A 22,427-nucleotide genomic window follows, 5' to 3' on the forward strand; every position below is an offset into this window, starting at 1 on the left:
GAAAGTTTTGGCAAATTTGGTAAGTATTGAAAAAGCTATTGATGATATTAAAAATGGCAAGATGATAGTTGTAGTTGATGATGAGTCAAGAGAAAATGAAGGTGATTTAGTTTTTGCTGGAGCTTTTAGTAGTGTAGAAAAAGTAAATTTTGCTATTACTCACGCAAAGGGTGTTTTATGTACTCCTGTCAGTAAGGAAATCGCTAAAAAACTTGGATTTGAACCGATGGTTAAAAATAACACTTCAAATCACGAAACCGCTTTTACTATAACTGTTGATGCAAAAGATGCAACAACAGGAGTTAGTGCAGTTGAGCGTGATATGACGATAAAATTAATTACAAATTTTTCTACCACTACAAAAGATGATTTTGTTGCTCCTGGGCATATTTTTCCACTCATTGCAAAAGATGGCGGAGTTTTAGAGCGTATTGGTCACACAGAAGCAAGTATTGATCTGTGTAAATTAGCTGGGCTTGTGCCAGTTAGCGTGATTTGCGAGATAGTAAATGAAGATGGCACTATGGCAAGGCGTGATGATTTAGATAAATTTTGTGCTAAATTTAATTTAAATATGATAAGTGTTGCAGATCTTGTTAAATACCGCCTTAAAACTGAGACTTTAGTTGAATTTAGTGAGTTAAAAAGTGGAATTTTAGCTCAAAAAGATGCTAAATTTTATGATATAAAAGATCACAATGGCAAATTCCATAAAGCTTATATCTTTGGTGATATTAAGAGTAAAACAAATGTTAAATTTCACAAAATTACAAGTGATTATGATTTTTTGAGTAGTCATAAATTTCAAGAGTTTAAAAGAGCTACTCAAATTTTAGAAAAAGATGGTGGAATTTTGATATTTTTTGATAGTGAAGTAAATGAAAGCGGGGCTATTAAAGACTACGGAATAGGGGCTCAAATTTTATCTAAATTTGGTATTAAAGATATATCTTTGATTACAGAAAATAAAGACCAGGAATTTGCTGGTCTTAGTGGTTTTGGGTTAAATGTTGTAAATTTCATATGATTTTACACCTTGATCTTGACTGCTTTTTTGTTTCTGCTGCTAGGATAAAAGATCCTAGTTTAATTGGCAAAAATGTAGCTGTAGTTGGTGGTGGAGGGAGTGCTATTTTTGGTGATGAAGAGAGCCTTGGTGGGGTAGTTTTAAGCCCAAGTTATGAAGCTAGAAAATTTGGTGTAAAATCAGCTATGCCTTTAAAAAAGGCACAAAATTTATGTAAAGATTTAATTTTAGTAAAAGCAGACCATGGGTTTTATAAAGAGCTTTCACAAAAATTATATAAATTTTTATATAGTTTTACACCAGATATTGAAGCGTTTAGTATAGATGAGTTTTTTATGGATTTAAAAGGGATTGAGGCTAAAAATGACCCTCTAAATTTCGCTAAAAATTTACAATCTAAAATTTTAGAAAAACTAAATTTACCTTGTAGTATAGGTTTAAGTGAGGCAAAATTTATAGCTAAGCTTACAACTGATCTTGTAAAGCCATTTGGTGTTGGGATGATAAAAGTTAATGAGATTAAAGACAAGCTTGGCGATGTTGATATAGCTAAATTTCCATTTGTTGGCAAATCAAGCCAAAACTACCTTAAAAAGCATGGAATTTTTACCATAAAAGATGCATTTGAGGCTAAATTTGTCTTTGAAAAAATGGGTAAAAACGGTCTTAAAATTTATGAAAATATAATTGGAGCCTCAAGAGAGCTTGAGCTAAATAAGGAGCGTAAAAGCATCTCATATGGTAGAACATTTGAAGCCATTATGGATAGAAATGAGATACAAAGGCGAATTTTTGTACTTTGTAGATATCTAAGTTTTAGTATCTATAAATTTGGTAAAACCCCTACTAAATTTGAGTTTAGACTTCGATATATAGGGCGTGAAACACATACAAAAAGCTTTAGTCTTAAAGAGAGCTTTAGTGAAAATTTACTTGATAGAGTTATGAGTGAGCTTTTTAGAGAAGCTGATATTAGAAAAACTCTAAGTATTACTCATATAAGCGTCGGCGTAGGGGGATTTTTAGATACTAAAGTAAAAACGCTTTTTAGTGATGAAAGTGCTTTAAAGCTTAATAATACACTTCAATCCTTAAGACAAAAACACGGTATTGAAATTTTAAAAACAGCAAAGGAGTTAGGTTGAAAGTTAGAGATATTTACTCTATGATAGCACTTATTTTGAGTGCAAATTTTAAAGAAGTTACACCAAAAGAGAATTTTCAAAAGCTTCCACCAAAGTGGATTATAGTAAATGAAACAGATGAGAACAAAAAAGCTCATGAGTTTTGGGAGTTGGCAAAAAATGAGAGTTATGATGATGTTAAAGAGGATTTTGAAAATTTAAAGCAATATTTTGAGATGAGTTATTATAAGCTTATAAATGAAATAGATATCCAGCTTTTTTATGATAAAAGCCGCTATCAAAAGCCATTTTCTACACTAAATGCAAGCCATGCATCAAATATGCTAGCTCTGCTTGGGGCGATATTTAAAGTTCATGATGAGAAAAACCATATGTTTTTGGGAAGGTATTTAAGTGAGTATTTTATGGAAAGCTTTAGAGCGTTAGCTGAAATTTTAAAATCAAAAAGTAAAACTAACTATTATAAATCTTTAGGTTGGTTTTTAGATGATTATTTAAAGATGATAAAAGTAACTCTCGGACTTAAAATTTGATGAAATTTAGGAGCTAAAATGAGCTGGTGGAACGAAATTTATACTCACTTTGACCCTGTTGCGTTTTCAGTTTTTGGGTTTAAAGTTCATTGGTATGGGATTATGTATATTTTAGCTCTACTGGTGGCTCTTTTTATGGCTAAGTGGTTTGTAAAGCGTGATAATCTTTTCTACTCAGATAGTTTTTTAGATAGCTATTTTATATGGGTTGAGATAGGCGTGATTTTAGGTGCAAGGCTTGGGTATTTGATGATTTATACAAATGATCAAATTTATTATCTAACTCATCCATGGCAAATTTTTAACCCCTTTTATAATGGTGAGTTTGTTGGAATTTCGGGCATGAGTTATCACGGGGCTGTTGTTGGTTTTGTTATTTCTACGATTTGGTTTTGTAAAAAGCATAGAGCAAATTTTTGGTCTTTACTTGATTTGGTGGCTTTAAGCGTTCCGCTTGGTTATGTTTTTGGAAGAGTAGGAAATTTTTTAAATCAAGAGCTTTTTGGAGAGCCAACGAGCGTTCCTTGGGGCATTTTAGTTGATGGTGTTTTAAGACATCCTAGCCAACTATATGAGGCATTTTTAGAAGGTATTGTTATTTTTATAATTTTGTTTTTTTATAGAAAACATAAGAAATTTGAGGGAGAACTGATTGCTTTATATGCGATACTTTATGCTATTATGCGTTTTATAAGTGAAATATTTAGACAACCTGATGTGCATATGGGAGTTTATACACCTTTAAACTTAAGCATGGGACAGATTTTATCGCTTTTAATGCTGCTATCTGGAGTTGTTATATATTTAATTTATCACAAAAAGATAGCTATTAAAAAAAGCTGAATTTAAGTTATTAACAAGCAAAATTTATATATAATTAATAAATCTGCAATAGAAGTGCAAAATAACTTTTGAGGAGTTTTCATGGAAGCAAGAATTGAAGGCTTTCTTGGCAAGTCAGTTGAGGGCAAAAAGAGTCGTTTACCAGCCTGTCAAGATAAAGCACAGAGTTTAACGGGACTGATTTTAGCCGCGTTTATGGTTTGTCATATGCTTTTTACTGGATCGATTGTATTTGGAAAAAGAGCATTTGAGGGAGTCGTGAGTTTTGCTGAGCCGTTTGGCATGACTTGGATAACAAATTTTATAGCTTTTGTTATTTTGGTTATTTTTATGGTTCATGCTTTTTTAGGTATGAGAAAATTTCCTGCTAATTACAGAGCTTATCAAGCTTTTAAGGCTCATAAAATCCGCTTTGGTCATCTTGATACTACTCTTTGGTGGTTTCAGTTCATAACAGGCTTTTTACTATTTTTCACAGCTAGTGCTCATATTATTACTATTATCTTTAGTGAGCCTATCACAGCTAATCTATCAATTGCAAGATTTGCAAATTTACACCTTTTTTACCTTTTACTTCTTATAGTTACCGTAACTCACGCAAGTATTGGTACTTATAGACTTATAATGAAATGGTATAGTATAGAAGGTAGTAAAAAAGATGAGATGATAGAAAAAAGAGCAAAGATTAAAAAAATTAACTTTATCATCTGGGGAGCTTTGTTTGCATTCTCAGTTATTGCTGATATTGTTTGGTTAGCGAAGTAAAGGAGATTTAATGAACATTATATATTCAGATGCACTAATTATTGGTGGTGGTTTAGCTGGGCTTAGATCAGCTGTTGCAACTGCCGAAAAAGGTAATAAAACCATAGTTTTAAGCATGTGTCCAGTAAGAAGGTCTCACTCAGCTGCTGCTCAAGGTGGTATGCAAGCAAGTTTAGGTAATTCTAAAATGAGCGAAGGTGATAATGAAGATGTTCACTTTGCAGATACTGTAAAGGGAAGTGACTGGGGCTGTGATCAAGAAGTTGCTAGAATGTTTTGTCAAACAGCACCAAAAGCGATTCGTGAGTTAGCAAGTTGGGGTGTTCCTTGGACTAGAATTACAAAAGGTGATAGAAGTGCTATTATAAATGCACAAAAAACCACCATAACAGAAAGCGAAGAGGTTCACGGACTTATCCACTCAAGAGACTTTGGTGGTACTAAAAAATGGCGAACTTGCTATACAGCTGATGCTACAGGGCATACTATGCTTTTTGGTGTGGCAAACAGATGTGCACAGCTTGGTGTTGATATTAGAGATAGAAAAGAAGCAATTGCTTTAATTCATAAAGATGGCAGATGTTATGGTGCTATAGTTAGAGACCTGATTACAGGTGAACTTGATGCTTTTGTGGCAAGGGCTACAATGATAGCAACTGGTGGGTATGGAAGAATCTATAAGCATACTACAAATGCTGTGATCTGCGAAGGTATTGGGGCTGCGATTGCACTTGAAACAGGTGTTGCACAGCTTGGAAATATGGAAGCAGTTCAGTTTCACCCAACTCCAATTGTTCCTAGTGGTATACTTCTAACTGAAGGTTGTAGGGGTGATGGTGGAATTTTAAGAGATGTGGATGGACATCGCTTTATGCCTGATTATGAACCTGAGAAAAAAGAGCTTGCAAGTAGAGACGTTGTTTCAAGAAGAATAATGGAGCACATTAGAAAGGGAAAAGGTGTAAAAAGCCCATATGGTGAGCATGTTTGGCTTGATATTTCTATATTAGGTCGTGAACATATAGAGAAAAATTTAAGAGATGTCCAAGAAATTTGTCAGATATTTAATGGTATAGATCCAGCCGATACAGAACTTGATGAAAACGGTATAGGTAAGGGTTGGGCACCAATTCTTCCAATGCAGCACTACTCAATGGGTGGAATCAAAACAAAACCAACTGGCGAGAGTCCTACTCTAAAGGGTCTATTTAGTTCAGGCGAAGCAGCTTGTTGGGATATGCATGGCTTTAATAGACTTGGTGGAAACTCAGTTGCAGAAACTGTTGTAGCTGGTATGATAGTGGGCGATTATATGGCGGATTTCTGCCTTGAAAATGAGATCGATATAGATACAAAATTTATTCAAAGTTTTGTTGATAAAGAAAATGACTATATAACCAAGCTTATAAATTCAGATGGTAAATATAATATCTTTGAGATTAAAAATAAAATGAAGGATATTATGTGGGAACATGTTGCGATATTTAGAACAGGCGAAGGGCTAGAAAAAGCTGTAAAAGAGCTAGAAGAGCTTTATAAGGAGTCTTTAAATATCAAAATTTCAAACAAGGAAAGATTTGGTAATCCAGAGCTTGAAGAGGCTTATCGTGTACCAAAAATGCTAAAACTTGCACTTTGTGTAGCAAAAGGTGCCCTTGATAGAACAGAGAGTAGAGGAGCTCATTACAGAGAGGATTATCCAAAAAGAGATGATGCAAACTGGTTAAAAAGAACTCTAGCTAGTTGGAAAGATGGTGATACTATGCCAACGCTAACTTATGAGCCACTTGATATTATGAAAATGGAGATGCCACCAGCGTTTAGAGGATATGGAGCAAAGGGGAATATTATAGAACATGCTGATAGTGCGAAACGCCAAAAAGAAGTTGATGAGACAAAAGAGCGTTTGAAGGCTGAAGGTAAAGGCAGATATGAGATTCAAGATGCGTTGATGCATTATGAACTTCAACCAAAATTTAAAGCACCAAACCAAAGAGTAGGAGTTGGAAATGAGTAGAAAAATAACAATAAAAGCGTTTAAATATAATCCGCTAAGTAAAATTTCAAAGCCACATTTTAACACTTATGAGCTAGAAGAGACTTCTGGTATGACTTTGTTTGTGGCATTAAATCAAATCAGGGAAAATTTTGACCCTGATTTGAGTTTTGATTTTGTGTGTAGAGCGGGAATTTGTGGAAGTTGTGCTATGTTAGTAAATGGTAAACCTCAGCTTGCTTGTAGAACTCTTACTAAAGATTACGAAGATGGCGTTATAGAGCTAATGCCACTTCCTGTTTTTAAGCTTATAAAGGATCTAAGTGTAAATACGGGCGAGTGGATGGCAGCTATGAATAGTAGAGTTGAGAGCTGGATACACACTACAAAAGTTACCGATATATCAAAGCAAGAAGAAAAGGTTGATCCTGAACTTGCTCAAAAAACATTTGAACTTGATAGATGTATAGAGTGTGGTATCTGCGTTGCAGCATGTGGAACGGCTATTATGAGAAATGATTTTATAGGTGCTGTTGGACTAAATAGAATAGCAAGATTTAGGGTGGATCCACTTGATGAAAGAACTGATGAGGACTTTTATGAGTTAGTAGGTGATGATAGTGGTATTTTTGGTTGTATGAGTCTTCTTGGATGTGAAGATCAATGTCCTAAACATCTACCACTTCAAAACCAAATAGCGTTTATAAGACGCAAAATGGCAAGTGTAAAATAAGCCAAATTTAGCGGGCTTCCCCGCTAAATTTTTACTTTTGTATTGCAATATAAAAGTAAATTTAAAGTTTAAATGATAATCTAGCTTTTAAAAATCAAAATTTTCTTTTTGAGTAACTAGAAGTCATAAAAAATTTTATAGCTTTTAAGTCATCTTGATTGCAATTATTATTTAATATCAGCCTCTGTATCATCAAGTATTATATCTTTATTTTTACGCTCTAAAAGATCATCTTTTTCTATTATTCTGTAAGCATTTAGGCAAGCAACAAATAGCGTAACTATTGCTGGACCTAGTATCAAGCCCCAAAAGCCAAAGGTAGAAAGTCCTGCCATCATTGCAAAAAATATAAGAAGTTCATTTATATTTGCAGGGTGTTTAACAAGCTTTGAATTTATAAATTTAATTATAAATGGTTTTACAAAGTTATCAGCTACAGTTGAAATCATCACAACAGAGTAAATAAAAATAAAAATTCCAGCAAATTTATTACCCATTGCAAATTCATAAATAGCTATTGGCATATAAACAAGTGTCCCGCCAACAATTGGTATCATCGAAGCAAAAGCATAAACTATACCAAATAGTAAACCATCGTAGCCAAAAAAAGCTATCATTATACCAAATAAAAGTCCTTGAAGTACTGAAGTTGCGATAGTTGAGTAAAGCACAACTGCCATTGTATTACTTACTTCGCCTGAAATTTTATCTATATACTCAGTTTCAACTGGAGTTGTCTCTTTTATAAAGGTAATTAGCGACCTGCCATAGATATTTGCAAAGAAGTAAAAAACAATTATTAAAACCAGCTCTATCATAAAATTTGCACTTGATTTGCCGATGTTTGATAGATAAGTAGCCCCTTCTTTGAAGATTGGAGTTAAGTTAATAGAAGAGATAAAATCCTTAATCCTAGACTCCCAAGATGAAAAAGCTCCAGGCAAAGATATGTCAAAATTTCTAACATATTCAACAACTTTACCGATATAAGCAGTATCGAAATTTGCACCATATATAACTAGTTTTGTTGCAGCGTATAAAAATGGTGCTAAAAATAGTATTATTAAAGCTACTGTTGTAAGAGTTGCTGAAAGGATATTTTTATTTCCAGTTAGTTCTCTAAAGGTGTGATTAAGGCTTGAAGTTGATACTGCAAGTAAAATTCCAACACTCATTGGTATCCAAAATGGGGTAAATAGATAAATAACTGCACAAAAAACTAAAAGTATAAAGCCAATAAAAAAGTATTTACTAGTTTTTTTCATCGAATAGTCCTTTTTGAAATGGAATTTTAAGAGCTTCGTGAGCTTTATAGCTAGCAATCCTTCCTTTTGAAGTTCGTTCTATATAGCCATTTGCTAGTAGATATGGCTCGATAACATCTTCTATAGTTCCTTCATCTTCACTTAAAGCTGCTGCTATTGTAGAAAGCCCTAATGGGCGACCTTTTGCGTCAAATAAGATATCAAGATAACCAATATCCATCTCATCAAAACCAAGTTCATTTACACCTAGCTCATTTAGTGATGATTTGGCACGATTTTGACTTATTTCAGACTCATTATATACATCTGCAAAGTCGCGAATTCTCTTTAATAATCTAAGTGCTATCCTAGGAGTTCCACGACTTCTTTTTGCTATTTCTAAACTAGCGTTTTTTTGGATAGTTTTTTCTAGTTTTACACTGGCTTTTTGGATGATTTGAGAAAGCTCTTCATCTGAATAAAACTGAAGCCTAAATGATATACCAAAGCGATCTCTTAAAGGAGCTGATATCATACCAGCTCTTGTTGTAGCACCTATTAAAGTAAATTTTGGAATATCTATTTTTATAGTTTGTGCAGCAGGACCAGAGCCAATGATAATATCAAGTCTAAAATCCTCCATCGCAGGATATAAAATCTCCTCTATCGCAGAGCTAAGACGGTGAATTTCATCTATAAATAAAACATCGCCTTCATCTAAATTTGTTAAAATAGCTGCTAAATCCCCAGCTTTTTCTATCATCGGAGCAGCAGTTATTTTAATGTTTGTGTTCATTTCATTTGCAATAATGTGAGCAAGAGTAGTTTTTCCAAGACCTGGAGGACCATAAAAAAGAGTATGATCTAAGCACTCGCCCCTTTTTTTGGCAGCTTTGATAAAAATTTTAAGATTTTGCTTAGTTTTACTTTGCCCTACATAGTCTTCAAAACTTGTAGGTCTAAGATTTATCTCATACTCATTTTCAAAGTTAACACTTTGTATCTCTACTACTCTATCCATTTTATTATTGAATTTCTCCATCTAATCTTGCTTCTCTAAGTCTTGTATCAAACTCGCAACCTTCCTTGTATCCAAATTCACACGCCTTAATAAAAAGTTCAGCTGCTTTGTCAAAATCAGGAAGGATATTTGTACCATTTACATAAAAAGTACCTAAATTTGAACACCCCATACCATCTTCAAGTTCGCATGCTTTTTCGTAGAATTTCATCGACTCTTCGATATTTTTTTGTACCCCATCGCCATACTCATACATATAGCCTAAATTTGTGCAAGAAAAGCCATGGTCAAGCTCACATCCTTTTGTAAACCACTCAAAAGATTTAGTCATATTAACCTCTACACCGTCCCCTCTATAGTATGAAATTCCTAAATTTGAACATCCTTGAGGATCTTTTAGTTCACACCCTTTTGTATATAGTTCTACAGCTTTTGATTTATTTTGGGCTATTCCTAAGCCATTATCATATACAAAACCTAAGTATGAGCAGCTCTTAGCATCTTTTAGTTCGCATGCTTTTTCATATAGTTTTATAGAATTTTCCTTGTTTGCTTTGGTGCCAAGACCATTATCGTAAAGATAAGCTAAGCTTGCACAGCTTTTAGCATCATTGTCATTGCATTTTTGAGTGTATGTATCTAATGCTTTTTTGTAGTCCTCTTCTGACATTTGCATATCTTTTTTCTCATCATTATTTCCAAAGTAGTTTCTTTCAGAAGATGATGTTAAATCATCTGTGTTTGCATATAGATTGTAAGCCAAAAATAGTGACAAAATAAGAGTTTTTTTCATGCTTTTCCTTTGTTTATATAAATAGGATGGTATTTTACCATAAGAATCTAAAATTTGACAAAAATTGCTAAATTTAGTATAATTCGCCACTTTTATCATGGGGGTGACTTGGCTTCGACAGGAGTAGAGTGGTCACGGTGGCATGTCGCTTTGAGCAAAGCGTTAAAAGCTCAAATTAAAATTAAACGCAAATAACGTTAAATTCGCTCCTGCTTACGCAAAAGTAGCGTAAGTTCAGTTGAGCCCACTAACTTTTGATACTATCTAGAAAGTTTTAGTGGTCATTTTGATAGTGTAGTTTAGATGTTTGACGAACATTTAAGTGAAATTTTAGTCTTAGTCTAAGATTTTGGTTTTTGAAAAGTGAGCCTTTTTAGATGAAATTTTCACTTTTGCTAAGCATGTAGAGGCTTTGGTCTTTTGCTTTTGGACTGCGGTTCGACCCCGCACACCTCCACCAATTTTATATAACTTAAATATCCATAAACATATTTTAACTAACTTAAACACTCATATTTTAGGCAATTTCAAGCTATTTTTAGCCAACTTAAGTTATCATTGTAAAACTTTAAAAATATTAAGTAGTTAATATTTTTTTGGTGCAAGATTTGGTACAAGGCTAAATTTATATATTTTTTGTACCAAAATTTAACTCTAAAAGGCTAAATAATGGCATTAACTGATACAAAGATAAAAGGCTTAAAGCCAAAGGAAAAAAGACAGCGTTACACAGATGCTAATAACCTAGCTCTTATGGTAGAACCACATGGGCGTAAGTATTTTATAGTTCGCTTTAAAAGCCCTATCACACATAAATACCGCACCTTTAATATCGGAAATTACCCAAACATAAGCTTATTAGAAGCTAGAAAAAAAGCCTTAGATATAAAACAAGCAGTAGAAAAAGGCATAGATCCAATGGAAAAGCCAAAAATAGTGACATTAAAAGAGATAGCCACAGAGTGTCTTAATCTAAAAGAGGGTAGGGTTACTCAAAAGCACTTCAAGCGTTGCCACTCTCATATGGAGCTTTATGTTTACAAGGAACTAGGAGACAAAGATATAAAAAGCATAACGGCTGATGAGGTTATCAAAACACTTAAGCCGCTTGAAATAAATGCTAAATTTGATACCCTGCAAAGAACACTCACCATTTTAAAAGAGGTCTTTAGATACGCTCATATGAGAGGTCTTATCATAACAAATCAGATACAAAGTATCAAAAGTGATATGGTTTTTAAAACTCACAAAACAAAAAACTATCCAGCCCTTACAAGCATAGATGAAGTTAGGGACTTAGTAGAAGCTATCAAAGCATATAAAGGCGATATCCGCACAAAAATAGCCCTAAAGCTTAGCTTACTAACAGCAAATCGTCCATTTAATATAAGAACAGCTAAATGGAGTGAGATAGACCTAGAAGCTAAAATTTGGACTATACCAGCTGATAAAATGAAAGCTAGAAGTGAACATATAATCCCACTTGCTAACCAAACAGTAGAGATTTTAAAAGAGTTTAAAAAGATAGATTTTAAAAGCCAGTATCTTTTTCCTAGCCAACTCTCAAAAACTCGCCCAATGAGTGATGGCACAGTAAATACAGCACTTCGCCGTATGGGATACTCAAAAGATGAGATGGTAGCTCATGGTTTTAGATCTATATTTTCTACACTTTGCTATGAGTATCAGCACAAGCACAAAGCCACAAGCGAAGTTATAGAACAATGCCTAGCTCATAAAACAGCAAATGAAGTAAAATCAGCTTATGATAGAAGCTTAAGACTAGAACAAAAGCGAAATTTGATGCAGTGGTGGGCGGATTTTTTAGTAAATTATAATAATTGTAAGATATAATTATCCAAAAAAAGAGGTAAAATGGCAGTAAATAATAAGCCAAAACTTAGCATCCAAAGGCAGATAAATAAACTTAAGACTAAGGGTATAAAATTTGTTATATTTTCACAGAGTGAAGCTTATAAATTTTTGCAAAATCATAGTTATTTGTTTAAAGTTAAGGCATACTGCAATACATTTAAAGAAAAAGACACCAATAACAAGACTTTACCATACTGTAATCTAGATTTTGCTCATTTGGTTGATTTGTCTACAATAGATATGCATTTTAGAAGATTCGTAATAAGGCTAACTCTTGATATAGAGCATGCATTAAAGACAAAATTAATGAGAGACTTTAATTTAAGTAATAATGATGGATATGATATTGTATCTAATTTTCTAACATCAAATAGCTATACTTACAACTTTATATGTAGAGAAATAAACAAAACAAATAACAATATTAATAGTGGTAGAGACTTAATATCTACAAATCAATTTATTTTAAGTAAATATGGTATGGATTTGGCAATATGGAATTTTATAGAAGTTATTCAATTTGGTCACTTAATAGAATTTATGAAGTTTTTTTATAGTAGATATCCCAATAGAAATTTTAGAAAAATTGAAAATAGCTTATTTAATGTCAGATGTTTAAGAAATGGGTCTGCACATAATAACTCTTTACTATCCAATTTAAAGGATAATATACAAAATCCACAAAATGAAAAATATAACAATTAATGACTTTATAGCTTCGCTTTTTGTATATAATAAAATTTGTGAGAGCCAAAAGATGAAATTTCATTGTTACAATGATCTAAAGAGGCTTTTTGATGAAAGATTTGTCAAAAAATCAGAACTTTACAAAGATAAAATTATACTAATAAAAAGATATATGTTTTCTTATAGGATAATAAATTATCTCTTAAAAAAGCAAAATTTAAGTAATGAAAATGTATAATTCCAACATCGTTCCGAATGTAGATAAGTAAGTAATTTTACTTACTTTATTGAAGTTCGCTAAGAGCAGGGGTTTCCCTGCTTGGATTTTATCTCAAGTTTTTATATAGCTCATTTTAGCCCCTTGTAACTTTTAAAGCGATATAAACTAATAAAACCACTTCTATAACTTCTAAAATTTCTAAAACTTCACTCATTTTAACTCCTTTATGCTATAATTTTACAAGGTCAAGACAAAACACTAAGGGCTTTTGCCCCTAGCTCTAAATCCAAACTTTAAGGATTTTAGAGATTAGATAAACCAAAACTGCGATTTTGATTAAAATATCTAAAGTTTTCATCTTGACCCTTTCTTTTTTTATTTCAAAACGTATTATTTCCGTTTTGATAAGAGTATTATACCAAAATTATACGATAAATGTCAAGTTATTTAAGTAAATTATTTGTTTTTTGTATCAAAATAAGCGTAAAATATACGCCTATTTTGAAAGTTCTTTTATAATATCTGATAAAGTATCAAGTGTTTTTAATCTATCTTTTAATTTTAAATTTTCTAAATAAAGCTCTAAAGCCTTAGACATAGCCGTTGATATATTACCAGTTCTTGAAGCTTTACTAATTGCTTCATCGCCATACCCTATCATCTCGCCAAGTTGTTTATAAGTTAAATTTAGCTCTTTGCATACTTTTTTTATCAAATTCTCATCTTTTTCATAATTTGGATCAAAATGCCACTCTATGACATATAGGTCTTTTCCTATTTTGTCTTGAAACACTATATGACTACCCCCCTCATGATAAAATACATCATACCCCACTATGCCTTTAATAATTGAACTTATTTCTTTGATTAGTTCTTTTTCATTACCTCTTTTTATCTCTGTTTTTGGGTTTATCTTGTCTTTCAGTATCCCCGATACTAAGATTTTAAAGCCATCTATTGGGTCGTGACCTATAAAATTTACTTTTGGGTTATTTGTAGTAATATCTTTGTCGTATTTATTACTTATAAGCCAGTCATAAACACTACTTTCATCATCTTCATTTCTTAACTCTTCTTGGCAAAATTTTTTAAATTTACTATAGAGTGGATATATAGCTTTTTTATTGTCTGAATGAAGTGTAATACTCTCATCTTTTGCATATTTTTCACAAAGCTTTATAAATCTATCATTTGTCATCATCTCTCCTTTAAAACACTGATTTTATCAAAATTTACTAAATTTAATCTACTAGCTTAAAAGCTCTTCATATTTTAAGACTTTGCTACTTTGTAGTTTGGACACTAAATCATAAAGGCGGTAGTAAATTCCTAGTAAAATTTGCTTTCGCTCACCTTTTGTATGCTTTGCTACAAAATACAAAGTCTCTAGTTCTCTGCTGAGACGAACTAAATCTATAAGTTTAAGCTCTTTCATACTATACTCCTAAACACTTCACTTAAGATCTCTACATTATAAGTTTTAATACTGTCAAATCTTGGGTCTATAACTGCTCCCATAGCTAAATTTAGCTTTTTGCTGAGGTTGGTAGCTTTTCTGCCTAGAGCTGAGGCGTTATACTTTTTAGCTGGTATGCCTTTTAAGTTAGCATAAGCTATCACAGTCATATAATTATCATTGTTTAAAAGGCGGTTAATATTGTGCTTAGTTTTTAACTGTTCTTTTTCTAAACCATCGGTTTTAACTTCAAGGCTTTTTAATTTTTGTTGGTTTTCTTTTAAAATTTTAGCTTGATGAATAAGTAGGTCAATCTCGCTTAAAGGCTCACTTTTTTCTCTTAGCATAGCTTCCATTTTGTTAAAGGCATTTATGTAAGCAACTTTAAATTTATATGCCTTTTCCCCAGTAAAACCCATAACAAGCAAAGAAAAACCATCTTTTGTTAGGTTGTAATACGGTTCACTTCTAACAACTGCCCCAAATTTAGCTGTTCGCTCCGTAAACGCAAAATTGCGTCGTCGGAAATCGTCGTCTGGTAAGTTCTCAATTGCCCTTATGGTATCAGCGTGTCTCTTTTCAAAAACTTCGGCAACTTGTAAAGATGTGATGAAAATTTCATCACCACTATTTATAAACTCAACTTCTATATTATTTATAGTAACTAAAGCACTCATTTTATACCCTTTTTACTTTTATAAATCCAAACGCAAGTAACTATAAACACTACACTCATCAAAACATCTAACCACATTTTTACTCTCCTTATGATATAATTATCAAGGGTATCAGATAAGATTTTTTAGCCCCTTTTTAAAGGGGCGGATTTTAAATAAATCCGAAAAGTCTTAAAATCCAGTAAAGGATTTGTAAAACTAATGCTAAAAGTTGCAACAATCTTAACATCTGATACTCCTTGATTTTATTTCAAAAGTTGTTATTTTTACTTTTGATAAGAGTATTATATACTAATTTTTACTTAATGTCAATAGTTTTGGTTGTATTTTTTATTAAATGTGTAAAATAAGGTTGTATTTTTAACCAAGTCAAAATTAACTTGGTTAAATTTTAGCTTTTTAGCCAAGACTTTAAGATATCTTTTGCTTTTTTTGCTTCGTCTAGCTCGTTTTTAAGTTTTAAAATTTCAACATACATATTTATAGCGTGTTCCATCGGCTTGCTAATATTGTTCGTGCTTACTGCCGATTTGATAGCACCTTCGCCATATCCTATCAATTCCGCTAACTCCTTATATGTTAGCCCCATTTCCTTACAAAATGCCTTTAACTCATCAGCTGTCATTTTTATCCTTTTATATAAATTTAATAAATTTAAGCTATAATTACTTTGAAATTAAAGGGGCTCCTTGTGCCCCATTTTTTAAATACCTGCTCAATCCACTTTCAAAACATTCTAAAACATCATCACAAAAGCTTTCTAATTTATCAGGGTCAACTCCTATAACAATGTCATTTAATATCGTTGTAATTCGTGGTTTAGCACCTTTTGTTTTTAGTAAATTTTCAAAGTGAAAAGCTCTGTTTCGAATAGTAACCAAAAGCGAATAAACAACTTTTACCTTTTGATAGTTTCTAAACTCGTATTTTTTATTAAATTTAGAATATTTTCTAAAATCAATCTTTGCTAAATCAACTATAAAATTATGAATTTTTTTATCATTTATGACCTTAGCCCAATACCCAAAAGTCTGTTTTGATATAAATTTACTATCATTTAAGCTTAAAATTAAAGCTATTTTATTTCTTGTAACTATCTCTAAAATGCCGAGTTTTGGAGCCAAAATCTGCATAAGTAAAAAGTTATTGATATGAGATTGATTGCTTTTATACTCATTTAATCTATCTTTTGAAAAAAGCATAAGCAAATTTTTGCTTATTTCAAACTCTTTACAAAAGCTTTTTAACTCTTCGCTTGTCATATTTACCCTTTTAATTGTATTTTTTAATGCCCACAATTTTGTGGAGATTAAGATTTAGCGTTTTAAAATTTCTTTTATCCAAGTTTTGAAAAAAATATATAGCTATAACTTAAAATGTCATTACTTATCTTAGAAATTGCACTATCAAGCCCTTTATTTGCTAAAACTTTTAAACTCTCGCCTAAGCTTTTTTGAAAAGTTTTTGGTTTTTGCTTTAAAAGCTCAAGCCCTTTTAAGCTTAAAATCGCACCTGTTACTAAATCAGAATTTGGCATAATAGCATCGTATTTTATAAACTCGCTATCTTTTAGCCATATCAAAGTACCTCGCATTATATTCTCATCCACTTCTAAAAAGTCGCTTTTATAGTAAATTTCACACTTTATAGGAAAACTTTCATAAAGCTTTGTAAGAACTTTGCCAACATATAAATCAAACAACTCAATATTTTGCATCTTTTTCCTTTAAAACAGTGATTTTATCAAAATTTAGCTTAGCCTAGCTTTTAAAACTACACTTTACTTTTTTCTAAAAAATTCTTAATAGCTCTTTCTTCTATCATCCACACACGCCCACCAGGATACTTAAAAGCCTCTAAAGCACCACTTTTTATATACCGTCTTACACTTTCTATACTTACTCTTAATATATCTGCTACTTCATTTACTGTATAAATTCTCATGCTACCCACTCCTTAAGTTTTACTCCACTGCTAAATATCCGCCTACCATCAGCAAAATAAGCCATCTGCTTATCAAGTGTATGAGTTGGTGTGCCCCAAAGCACTCGCCAACTATACCTTAGTGCTATATCATCAAGTAAAGTGTTATAGTAGTCTATCTCACCCTTGCTTACCTTGCTAAAACGCTTTTTTAAATTTACTCGCATCTCTATACGCCTCCACTTTTTAAGAGGTGCTAAAAGTGCTTGTTTATGATAAATACTCTCTTTGCTAAATTTATCATAAATAAGAACTTTTTTTATATCTCCTATGCAGTTATTTGCATATAAAGTTATGCCATTTTTACTATCTCCACACTGGATGATGGTATCATCTTTGCTTATGTTTTTAAGCACATCTTTAAATTTCTCTTTTTTAAGGCTCTCATCATCAGCCTTTATATCCTTAGCTATATCAACCCACCAAGTATTAAAGCGTTTAAGAAAAGCTCTAAGCGTTCTAAGCGTAGCTGGAAGTAGCTCACGACTAGGCTGATAAAGCCCAGCAAAAACTATCATCACATATGATCCATACGCTTTTTTGCGTTTTCTGCACAGCTCATTTAGTTCAGGGCTGTTTTCTATCATGATAAGAGTATTTGTTAAGCTCTTACCATAACGCTTAAAATTTATATAGCGTTTGCGGTAAGGGTGCTTTATACTTCCAGTGAGATTTTCTATACCTTTAAGCCCAAATTTTTTATCAGTGTACTCACATATGCTTTTGTTGCGATTTGTTAGGCGTAGCTTAGTGCTAAGCTCAAGGCGTTTAAGAAAATTTAACGCTCTAGGCTTTTCTATCACAAAACAAAACGCATCAAAGCCTGTATCATAAAGCTTATCTACTAGCAAATCATCACTGCTGTTTTTTAGCTCATCAATACTAGCTAAAATCTCGCTACTTAACTCTTCCATCTCTTATCTTTACTAAATGCTCTAAAACTTCATAACTCTCACACTCTAAACACCTATCTATAGCTAGATCTAAAAGCTTAAGTATCTCTTTGTGTTCGATATTTTTGGTTTTTATCTGCTTTTTAACTCTTGCTTGTTTGATTAAAGCTATGTTTTGCTCTAAGCTTTTAGCTCTATCAAAGCTCATCGCACACTAGCTTACTTTCAAAAAGTGATGCTACTTTGGCACTTTCAAAAAGTATCATTTTCCCATTTGCTTTAGCTCTTACCCACTCATCATATATCCCCTTGCTATCAGTAGTGTGTAAAAGCGTAGGTATAAAGAGTAAATCGCAACTATCAAGAGCCTTAAAGCAAAGCTTCATCACTTCAACTCTAGGCATATCTTTATGCCTACTTCCCCACTCAAGCACAGGGCTAAAAAGCTCACAACTAGAACTAAACAAAGCCCTAGCTCTACTAATGCCTAAAGTAGCTTCACTCTTAACTCTAAGCGTAGTGTAGCCATTTCTTAAAATCGCCTCATACGGCGTTGCTATATAAATTCTCATGCTCTCTCCTTTTTTAACTTACTAACTCTCATCTTTAGTTTTTCACTTAAAAGTGCCATATCTTTTATGGCTAAAGACAACCTAAGCTCTAGCAAGGGGGATTTAAAGTATGGTTACAAGGATGAAAAACAGGTATATTATCCGTTTTTGAATTTCAAAGGCTTACTTTAAAGAAATTTTAAACTGTTTTTGCTTTGCAAAAAACGCTTTGCTAATTTTGTTAAGATCAAAGAGACTTCAAACATAGCATTAATAACTAAAATTTCTAGTATAAATAAATTTCTAAAACAAATTAGAAATTTAATGATGAAAGAGTGTAAAGAGATAAATAAATTTAGTGTAAATAGATGAAAGCTACTTTTTGCTTATTTAAAGCTTGTTAACTGCAAGTAGACGGGGCAAAAGTAATCTTATATTAAGTAAATTTTAGTTTTAAAAGAGATAGTTTTCTACCACATTTCCTAGTAGTGTAGTCTCTTAATGAGCGAAGTAGAAAAGAGTGTAAATTTAGATATAACATCAAATATATGGCAAAGATTTATATCAAGTTTTACTAAAATTCTTGAAAGAAAATCAGCTTAAGTTGTCTTGAACCATTTAATTTTTTAAGGAAATTTATTAGGGTAAAACAAAGACTTACTAAAGTATCAGAATTTAGAAAGTATCAAGTTAAAATCCAACACTTTGCACCAAGCTACAGCCCTAGACACGAACTATTAATATTTTAAAAAATATTAATAGTTTTAGGGGTAAAAAGCAATGGCAAATGCACCAAAAGGATACTTAACAGATAAAGATTAAAGAGTTAAAACCACGCACGATTTGAGCAGTATAAGAAAGCCATAGGAAGCCTTAGAGAGCTTTATATTAACCGCATCAAACACTCTTTTAGCCTTTATCATAAATTCTACTCATACTTACCTAATATTTCATCTTAAATTATAGTAAGTTTGAGTAGATTCTAGTTTCTAATTTTACTATTTTTCCATTAAATTAATAAGTTAAATTTGAAAAATAATATAGAAATTTAGTAAAATCAAATTTAAAGCAAATAAAAGGATTTATACTTTTTTAACTATAAAACTACCACCTAAGTCCAGCTTCAAGCCAGATATTTCGTCCTGGATCGAAAACATCATAAATTTCACTACCAAACACATTTTTATTTACTGCGTATTTTTTATTTAAGATATTATTTATATCTAAATTTGCAAAGAAATTTACATTTTTATTTAAATTTTTAGAATAATTTATCCTCATATCCCATGTCCAAAAAGATGAAATATCAACTTTTTCATATGATATCATTTTTTTATCTCTATTAAATCCTCTGATTAAAGCGCTACTTTTGTCATTATAAGTGATGAAATTTGAGATAGTAAAGTCTGAAATTTTAGTGTTATGACTAAATTTAAGCGAGTTTGGAAAGTAATAATCCACCACAGGCAAATCGCCACTTTTTATAACATCGCCATTATAAAGCACATTTTTATCAATATCTTTATCGGTGTAGTCGTTAAAATTTCTTTTTCTTTTTGTGTGGCTAAATGATAATTCAAAGTTATTTTTTGTGTTTAAAATGATAAATGGCTCTTTATTTTTAATGCTAAAAGTGTAAATATCGCTATTTGTTTTTCCATCATTTGAGTAAATTGCATACTCTTTATCAAAGCCATTTAATGCACCAAGTCCAGCTTTTGATCTACTTTTTGCTACGATTTCATCTTTACTTTTTCTTTTTATATATTTTAAATTAAGACTAAAATTATCAATTTCGCCCTTGTAAAATAGACTAAACTCATCATCATATGGAAGTTTTAATCTAGTTGTAAGATAGCTATTTGTATTATTTGATATAAATTTCCACTCATCATCTGGATGATTTCTGGTTAAATCTTTTTGATGGATGAAAGTATCGTTGTAAAGTTTGTTTGCAAATATATTTCGCCCATAGTATCTATTTAAGCCAAATCCTATAAAATTTTCATTTATAAATTCATACTGGCTTACAAATCTAAAAGCTTTATAAAAATCTTTTGTAAGAGAATCTCTTTGGATTCTGATACCAGGACGAATGGTAAATTTATCATAATTTATCTCATCTTCTAAATAAAGTGAAATTTGACTCATTTTTATTTTATTATCCACATCGCCATAGTACCAAAGCGAGTTTGCAAACTGCCCAAATCCATCAAAACTATCATCATTAATGCAAGTTAAATTGCCATTTTTACATCTGTAATTATTTGGAAGTTTTGTAAAATTATACTCTTTTACAGGAGTTAGGGTTTTGTGAGAGCCAGTTTTATGGATGTATTCAAAGCCAGTTATAAATTTATGTGAAGTTTTGCCTATATTTTTTTCATCAAAGCTTAAATCAAGCTTATAATTAAAAGTTTTTTGAACTTGCTTAATATCGCCAAGTCCGCCATAAGTAGATGTTTTACCAGCACCCCAGTTTTTTAAATTTGATTTTTTGTAAATATAAAGCCCATCTTTAAAATCAAAATAACGAGAGCTTTCAAACTCACTATAATTTAGGTTTTGCTCTATGAAAACTCCATTTAAAGCCAAATCAGCGTCTAAATTTAAAGCATATCCGCCAAAGATATTATCCATTTTTGAGTTTATATCATCTTCAATAAATCCTACGCTTTTTTGCCTAGCATATAAAAAACTCGGTTTTAAAGTAAAATTTTCACTTGCATTTAAAATGGCTTTTAAAAAGTAATTTTCATTGATTCGTTTTTCATTTGGAAAATTTGCAATTTTTGGATCTAAAATAGAGCTTTTTGTCTTGTGTTTTATTAGTGAGCTATTTCTTGTATAGTCAAACAAAAGCCCAAAATTCTCACTAGCATAACCCTGAATGCCAAATCTAAATTTATTCTTAGAAAAATCACTTTTATCCATCCAACCACGACTATTTTCATAGTTTTTCTTAACTTTTTCATCTATAAAAGTTTTTTCTAAATTTCCATTTGTGTAGCCATAACTTATAATTCCACTAAAATTTCTGCTTGGATCTTTTGTTTTTGCCTTTATGACTCCACCTTGAAAATCCCCATATTTTGCAGATACGGCGTTATCAAAAACCTCGATACTTTGTAATAAATCAGCGTTTAAATTTATAGCTTGAGTGCCAAGAGCTGGACCTCTCCAAACACTTTTAAATAAAGTTTTATTCCCTGTTGGATTTATATCATCGTTGAAATTTAAATTATCAACTAAAAAGTTATTTTGATAATGGCTTGCTCCATTTATGCTTATATCTTTTGGAGAAATTTCGCCACTTTCTGTGCTATTTCTAGCGTTTTTATTAAAAGTTATATTTGGGTTTGTTTTTAGGAGTTCCGTTATTGAGCCATCTTTTGAAGTTATTAAATTTATACTTTTTCTATCTAAAAAAGTTGATGAGTTAAAGGGTTTTTTATCCTCTTTTGAGGCTACAACTATCTCATCTAAAATAATCTCTTCACTAAAACAAAAATTTATTAAAAACAGACAAAATATGACTTTTTTCATGATGAATTTAATTTTTAAGTTTTGCTTTATATCCTTTTTCTTTGATAAGTTCTAGCACTTTTTGGATGTCATCTTCATCTTTTATGGTTAAATTTAGATCTTTTGTGTCTATATCAAAGCTCATATCAACAACCGTTGCAACTGTGTTTGAAAGCTTTTGTATATTTTTTGCACATCCGCCACAACTCATATTTTCTACATTTAATTCATAAATTTGATCTGCAAGTAAAAATGACAAGCCAATGGTTAATAAAAGTAATTTTTTCATATAAAAACCTTAATATAAAAATTTCGGTGCAATTTTAACTTTTTAAATATTAAAGTTTAATAAAAACTTAAATATTTATGAATGTTTCAACTGTTTGAACTATATAACGCTTTAGTTTAATTTTAATAAATGATTAAAATGTAAGATTTACCGAGTTTTTACTCGGTAAAT

Annotated in this window: 26 protein-coding genes and 1 other RNA gene; 12 read left to right on the forward strand and 15 right to left on the reverse strand. The window is 31.5% G+C overall.

Annotated elements, in window-relative coordinates; translation table 11 throughout:
- The first annotated feature begins 16 nt into the window (after nt 1-16).
- The 7 genes from CCORG_RS03195 (at nt 17) to CCORG_RS03225 (ending at nt 7,042) form a co-directional block, all read left to right on the forward strand.
- Nucleotides 17-1,027, forward strand: a complete 1,011-nt coding sequence (locus CCORG_RS03195) for a bifunctional 3,4-dihydroxy-2-butanone 4-phosphate synthase/GTP cyclohydrolase II (protein ID WP_025803887.1) — start codon at nt 17-19, stop codon at nt 1,025-1,027.
- The gene (locus tag CCORG_RS03200; RefSeq protein WP_025803886.1) at nt 1,024-2,172 is read left to right on the forward strand and encodes a DNA polymerase Y family protein; all 1,149 of its coding nucleotides are present in this window, start codon (nt 1,024-1,026) and stop codon (nt 2,170-2,172) included. Before CCORG_RS03195 ends, CCORG_RS03200 begins: the two co-directional genes overlap by 4 nt.
- Entirely contained in the window at nt 2,169-2,705 is a 537-nt protein-coding gene (locus tag CCORG_RS03205) for a hypothetical protein (RefSeq protein ID WP_025803885.1), read from the forward strand. Before CCORG_RS03200 ends, CCORG_RS03205 begins: the two co-directional genes overlap by 4 nt.
- Nucleotides 2,706-2,723: 18 nt before the next feature.
- Nucleotides 2,724-3,548 (forward strand): prolipoprotein diacylglyceryl transferase, encoded by an 825-nt coding sequence (gene lgt / locus CCORG_RS03210; RefSeq protein ID WP_025803884.1) that lies wholly within the window; start codon nt 2,724-2,726, stop codon nt 3,546-3,548.
- 81 nt (nt 3,549-3,629) lie between these two features.
- Nucleotides 3,630-4,313 (forward strand): fumarate reductase cytochrome b subunit, encoded by a 684-nt coding sequence (locus CCORG_RS03215; RefSeq protein ID WP_025803883.1) that lies wholly within the window; start codon nt 3,630-3,632, stop codon nt 4,311-4,313.
- 10 nt (nt 4,314-4,323) lie between these two features.
- Nucleotides 4,324-6,330, forward strand: coding sequence for a fumarate reductase flavoprotein subunit (locus CCORG_RS03220; RefSeq protein WP_025803882.1), 2,007 nt, complete (start codon nt 4,324-4,326; stop codon nt 6,328-6,330).
- Entirely contained in the window at nt 6,323-7,042 is a 720-nt protein-coding gene (locus tag CCORG_RS03225) for a fumarate reductase iron-sulfur subunit (protein ID WP_025803881.1), read from the forward strand. Before CCORG_RS03220 ends, CCORG_RS03225 begins: the two co-directional genes overlap by 8 nt.
- 167 nt (nt 7,043-7,209) lie before the next feature.
- On the opposite strand, the gene CCORG_RS03230 is transcribed toward CCORG_RS03225, so the two are convergent.
- The 3 genes from CCORG_RS03230 to CCORG_RS03240 are packed head-to-tail and all read right to left on the reverse strand — an operon-like array spanning nt 7,210 to nt 10,100.
- A complete protein-coding gene (locus tag CCORG_RS03230; RefSeq protein WP_025803880.1) occupies nt 7,210-8,307 on the reverse strand; it encodes an AI-2E family transporter in 1,098 nt (365 codons plus the stop codon).
- A complete protein-coding gene (gene ruvB / locus CCORG_RS03235) occupies nt 8,294-9,307 on the reverse strand; it encodes a Holliday junction branch migration DNA helicase RuvB (protein WP_025803879.1) in 1,014 nt (337 codons plus the stop codon). Before ruvB ends, CCORG_RS03230 begins: the two co-directional genes overlap by 14 nt.
- A gap of 4 nt (nt 9,308-9,311) precedes the next feature.
- Nucleotides 9,312-10,100, reverse strand: coding sequence for a tetratricopeptide repeat protein (locus tag CCORG_RS03240; RefSeq protein ID WP_025803878.1), 789 nt, complete (start codon nt 10,098-10,100; stop codon nt 9,312-9,314).
- A gap of 99 nt (nt 10,101-10,199) precedes the next feature.
- On the opposite strand from CCORG_RS03240, the gene ssrA reads away from it, so the two are divergent.
- From ssrA to CCORG_RS03260, 4 genes are all read left to right on the forward strand, one after another.
- Nucleotides 10,200-10,560: a transfer-messenger RNA gene (gene ssrA, locus CCORG_RS03245) on the forward strand.
- Nucleotides 10,561-10,769: 209 nt separating this feature from the next.
- Entirely contained in the window at nt 10,770-11,954 is a 1,185-nt protein-coding gene (locus CCORG_RS03250; protein ID WP_025803877.1) for a tyrosine-type recombinase/integrase, read from the forward strand.
- Between the two features lie 21 nt (nt 11,955-11,975).
- Nucleotides 11,976-12,680, forward strand: a complete 705-nt coding sequence (locus CCORG_RS03255; RefSeq protein ID WP_025803876.1) for an Abi family protein — start codon at nt 11,976-11,978, stop codon at nt 12,678-12,680.
- Nucleotides 12,661-12,900: a hypothetical protein gene (locus CCORG_RS03260; RefSeq protein WP_025803875.1), complete on the forward strand. Its 240-nt coding sequence runs from the start codon at nt 12,661-12,663 to the stop codon at nt 12,898-12,900. Before CCORG_RS03255 ends, CCORG_RS03260 begins: the two co-directional genes overlap by 20 nt.
- A gap of 478 nt (nt 12,901-13,378) precedes the next feature.
- On the opposite strand, the gene CCORG_RS08915 is transcribed toward CCORG_RS03260, so the two are convergent.
- The 10 genes from CCORG_RS08915 to CCORG_RS03310 form a co-directional block, all read right to left on the reverse strand.
- Nucleotides 13,379-14,080: a hypothetical protein gene (locus CCORG_RS08915; protein ID WP_025803874.1), complete on the reverse strand. Its 702-nt coding sequence runs from the start codon at nt 14,078-14,080 to the stop codon at nt 13,379-13,381.
- Between the two features lie 51 nt (nt 14,081-14,131).
- Nucleotides 14,132-14,317 carry a hypothetical protein gene (locus tag CCORG_RS03270; RefSeq protein WP_025803873.1) on the reverse strand — a complete coding sequence of 62 codons (186 nt, stop codon included), beginning with the start codon at nt 14,315-14,317 and terminating at the stop codon, nt 14,132-14,134.
- Complete coding sequence (locus CCORG_RS03275) at nt 14,314-15,015, reverse strand: Rha family transcriptional regulator (RefSeq protein ID WP_025803872.1); 702 nt, start codon at nt 15,013-15,015, stop codon at nt 14,314-14,316. Before CCORG_RS03275 ends, CCORG_RS03270 begins: the two co-directional genes overlap by 4 nt.
- A gap of 391 nt (nt 15,016-15,406) precedes the next feature.
- Nucleotides 15,407-15,640, reverse strand: a complete 234-nt coding sequence (locus CCORG_RS03280; protein WP_025803871.1) for a hypothetical protein — start codon at nt 15,638-15,640, stop codon at nt 15,407-15,409.
- A gap of 40 nt (nt 15,641-15,680) precedes the next feature.
- On the reverse strand, nt 15,681-16,277 hold the full coding sequence (locus CCORG_RS03285) for a hypothetical protein (RefSeq protein ID WP_025803870.1): 597 nt from the start codon (nt 16,275-16,277) through the stop codon (nt 15,681-15,683).
- Between the two features lie 74 nt (nt 16,278-16,351).
- Entirely contained in the window at nt 16,352-16,732 is a 381-nt protein-coding gene (locus CCORG_RS03290) for a hypothetical protein (protein WP_025803869.1), read from the reverse strand.
- Nucleotides 16,733-16,788: 56 nt separating this feature from the next.
- A complete protein-coding gene (locus CCORG_RS03295; RefSeq protein WP_081755105.1) occupies nt 16,789-16,959 on the reverse strand; it encodes a helix-turn-helix domain-containing protein in 171 nt (56 codons plus the stop codon).
- A complete protein-coding gene (locus CCORG_RS03300; RefSeq protein ID WP_025803867.1) occupies nt 16,956-17,912 on the reverse strand; it encodes a hypothetical protein in 957 nt (318 codons plus the stop codon). Before CCORG_RS03300 ends, CCORG_RS03295 begins: the two co-directional genes overlap by 4 nt.
- Nucleotides 17,896-18,099 carry a hypothetical protein gene (locus CCORG_RS03305; protein ID WP_025803866.1) on the reverse strand — a complete coding sequence of 68 codons (204 nt, stop codon included), beginning with the start codon at nt 18,097-18,099 and terminating at the stop codon, nt 17,896-17,898. The genes CCORG_RS03300 and CCORG_RS03305 overlap by 17 nt, the downstream gene beginning before the upstream one ends.
- Nucleotides 18,089-18,463: a hypothetical protein gene (locus CCORG_RS03310; RefSeq protein ID WP_025803865.1), complete on the reverse strand. Its 375-nt coding sequence runs from the start codon at nt 18,461-18,463 to the stop codon at nt 18,089-18,091. The genes CCORG_RS03305 and CCORG_RS03310 overlap by 11 nt, the downstream gene beginning before the upstream one ends.
- 189 nt (nt 18,464-18,652) lie before the next feature.
- Here CCORG_RS03310 and CCORG_RS03315 point away from each other — a divergent pair, with 189 nt between their 5' ends.
- Nucleotides 18,653-18,814: a hypothetical protein gene (locus CCORG_RS03315; protein ID WP_161632390.1), complete on the forward strand. Its 162-nt coding sequence runs from the start codon at nt 18,653-18,655 to the stop codon at nt 18,812-18,814.
- A 732-nt stretch (nt 18,815-19,546) separates the two neighbouring features.
- On the opposite strand, the gene CCORG_RS03320 is transcribed toward CCORG_RS03315, so the two are convergent.
- On the reverse strand, nt 19,547-21,988 hold the full coding sequence (locus CCORG_RS03320) for a TonB-dependent receptor plug domain-containing protein (RefSeq protein ID WP_025803864.1): 2,442 nt from the start codon (nt 21,986-21,988) through the stop codon (nt 19,547-19,549).
- A 7-nt stretch (nt 21,989-21,995) separates the two neighbouring features.
- On the reverse strand, nt 21,996-22,256 hold the full coding sequence (locus CCORG_RS03325) for a heavy-metal-associated domain-containing protein (RefSeq protein ID WP_025803863.1): 261 nt from the start codon (nt 22,254-22,256) through the stop codon (nt 21,996-21,998).
- Between the last annotated feature and the right edge of the window lie 171 nt (nt 22,257-22,427).

The sequence above is a fragment of the Campylobacter corcagiensis genome (genome assembly GCF_013201645.1).
GTDB classification, from domain to species: Bacteria; Campylobacterota; Campylobacteria; order Campylobacterales; family Campylobacteraceae; genus Campylobacter_B; species Campylobacter_B corcagiensis.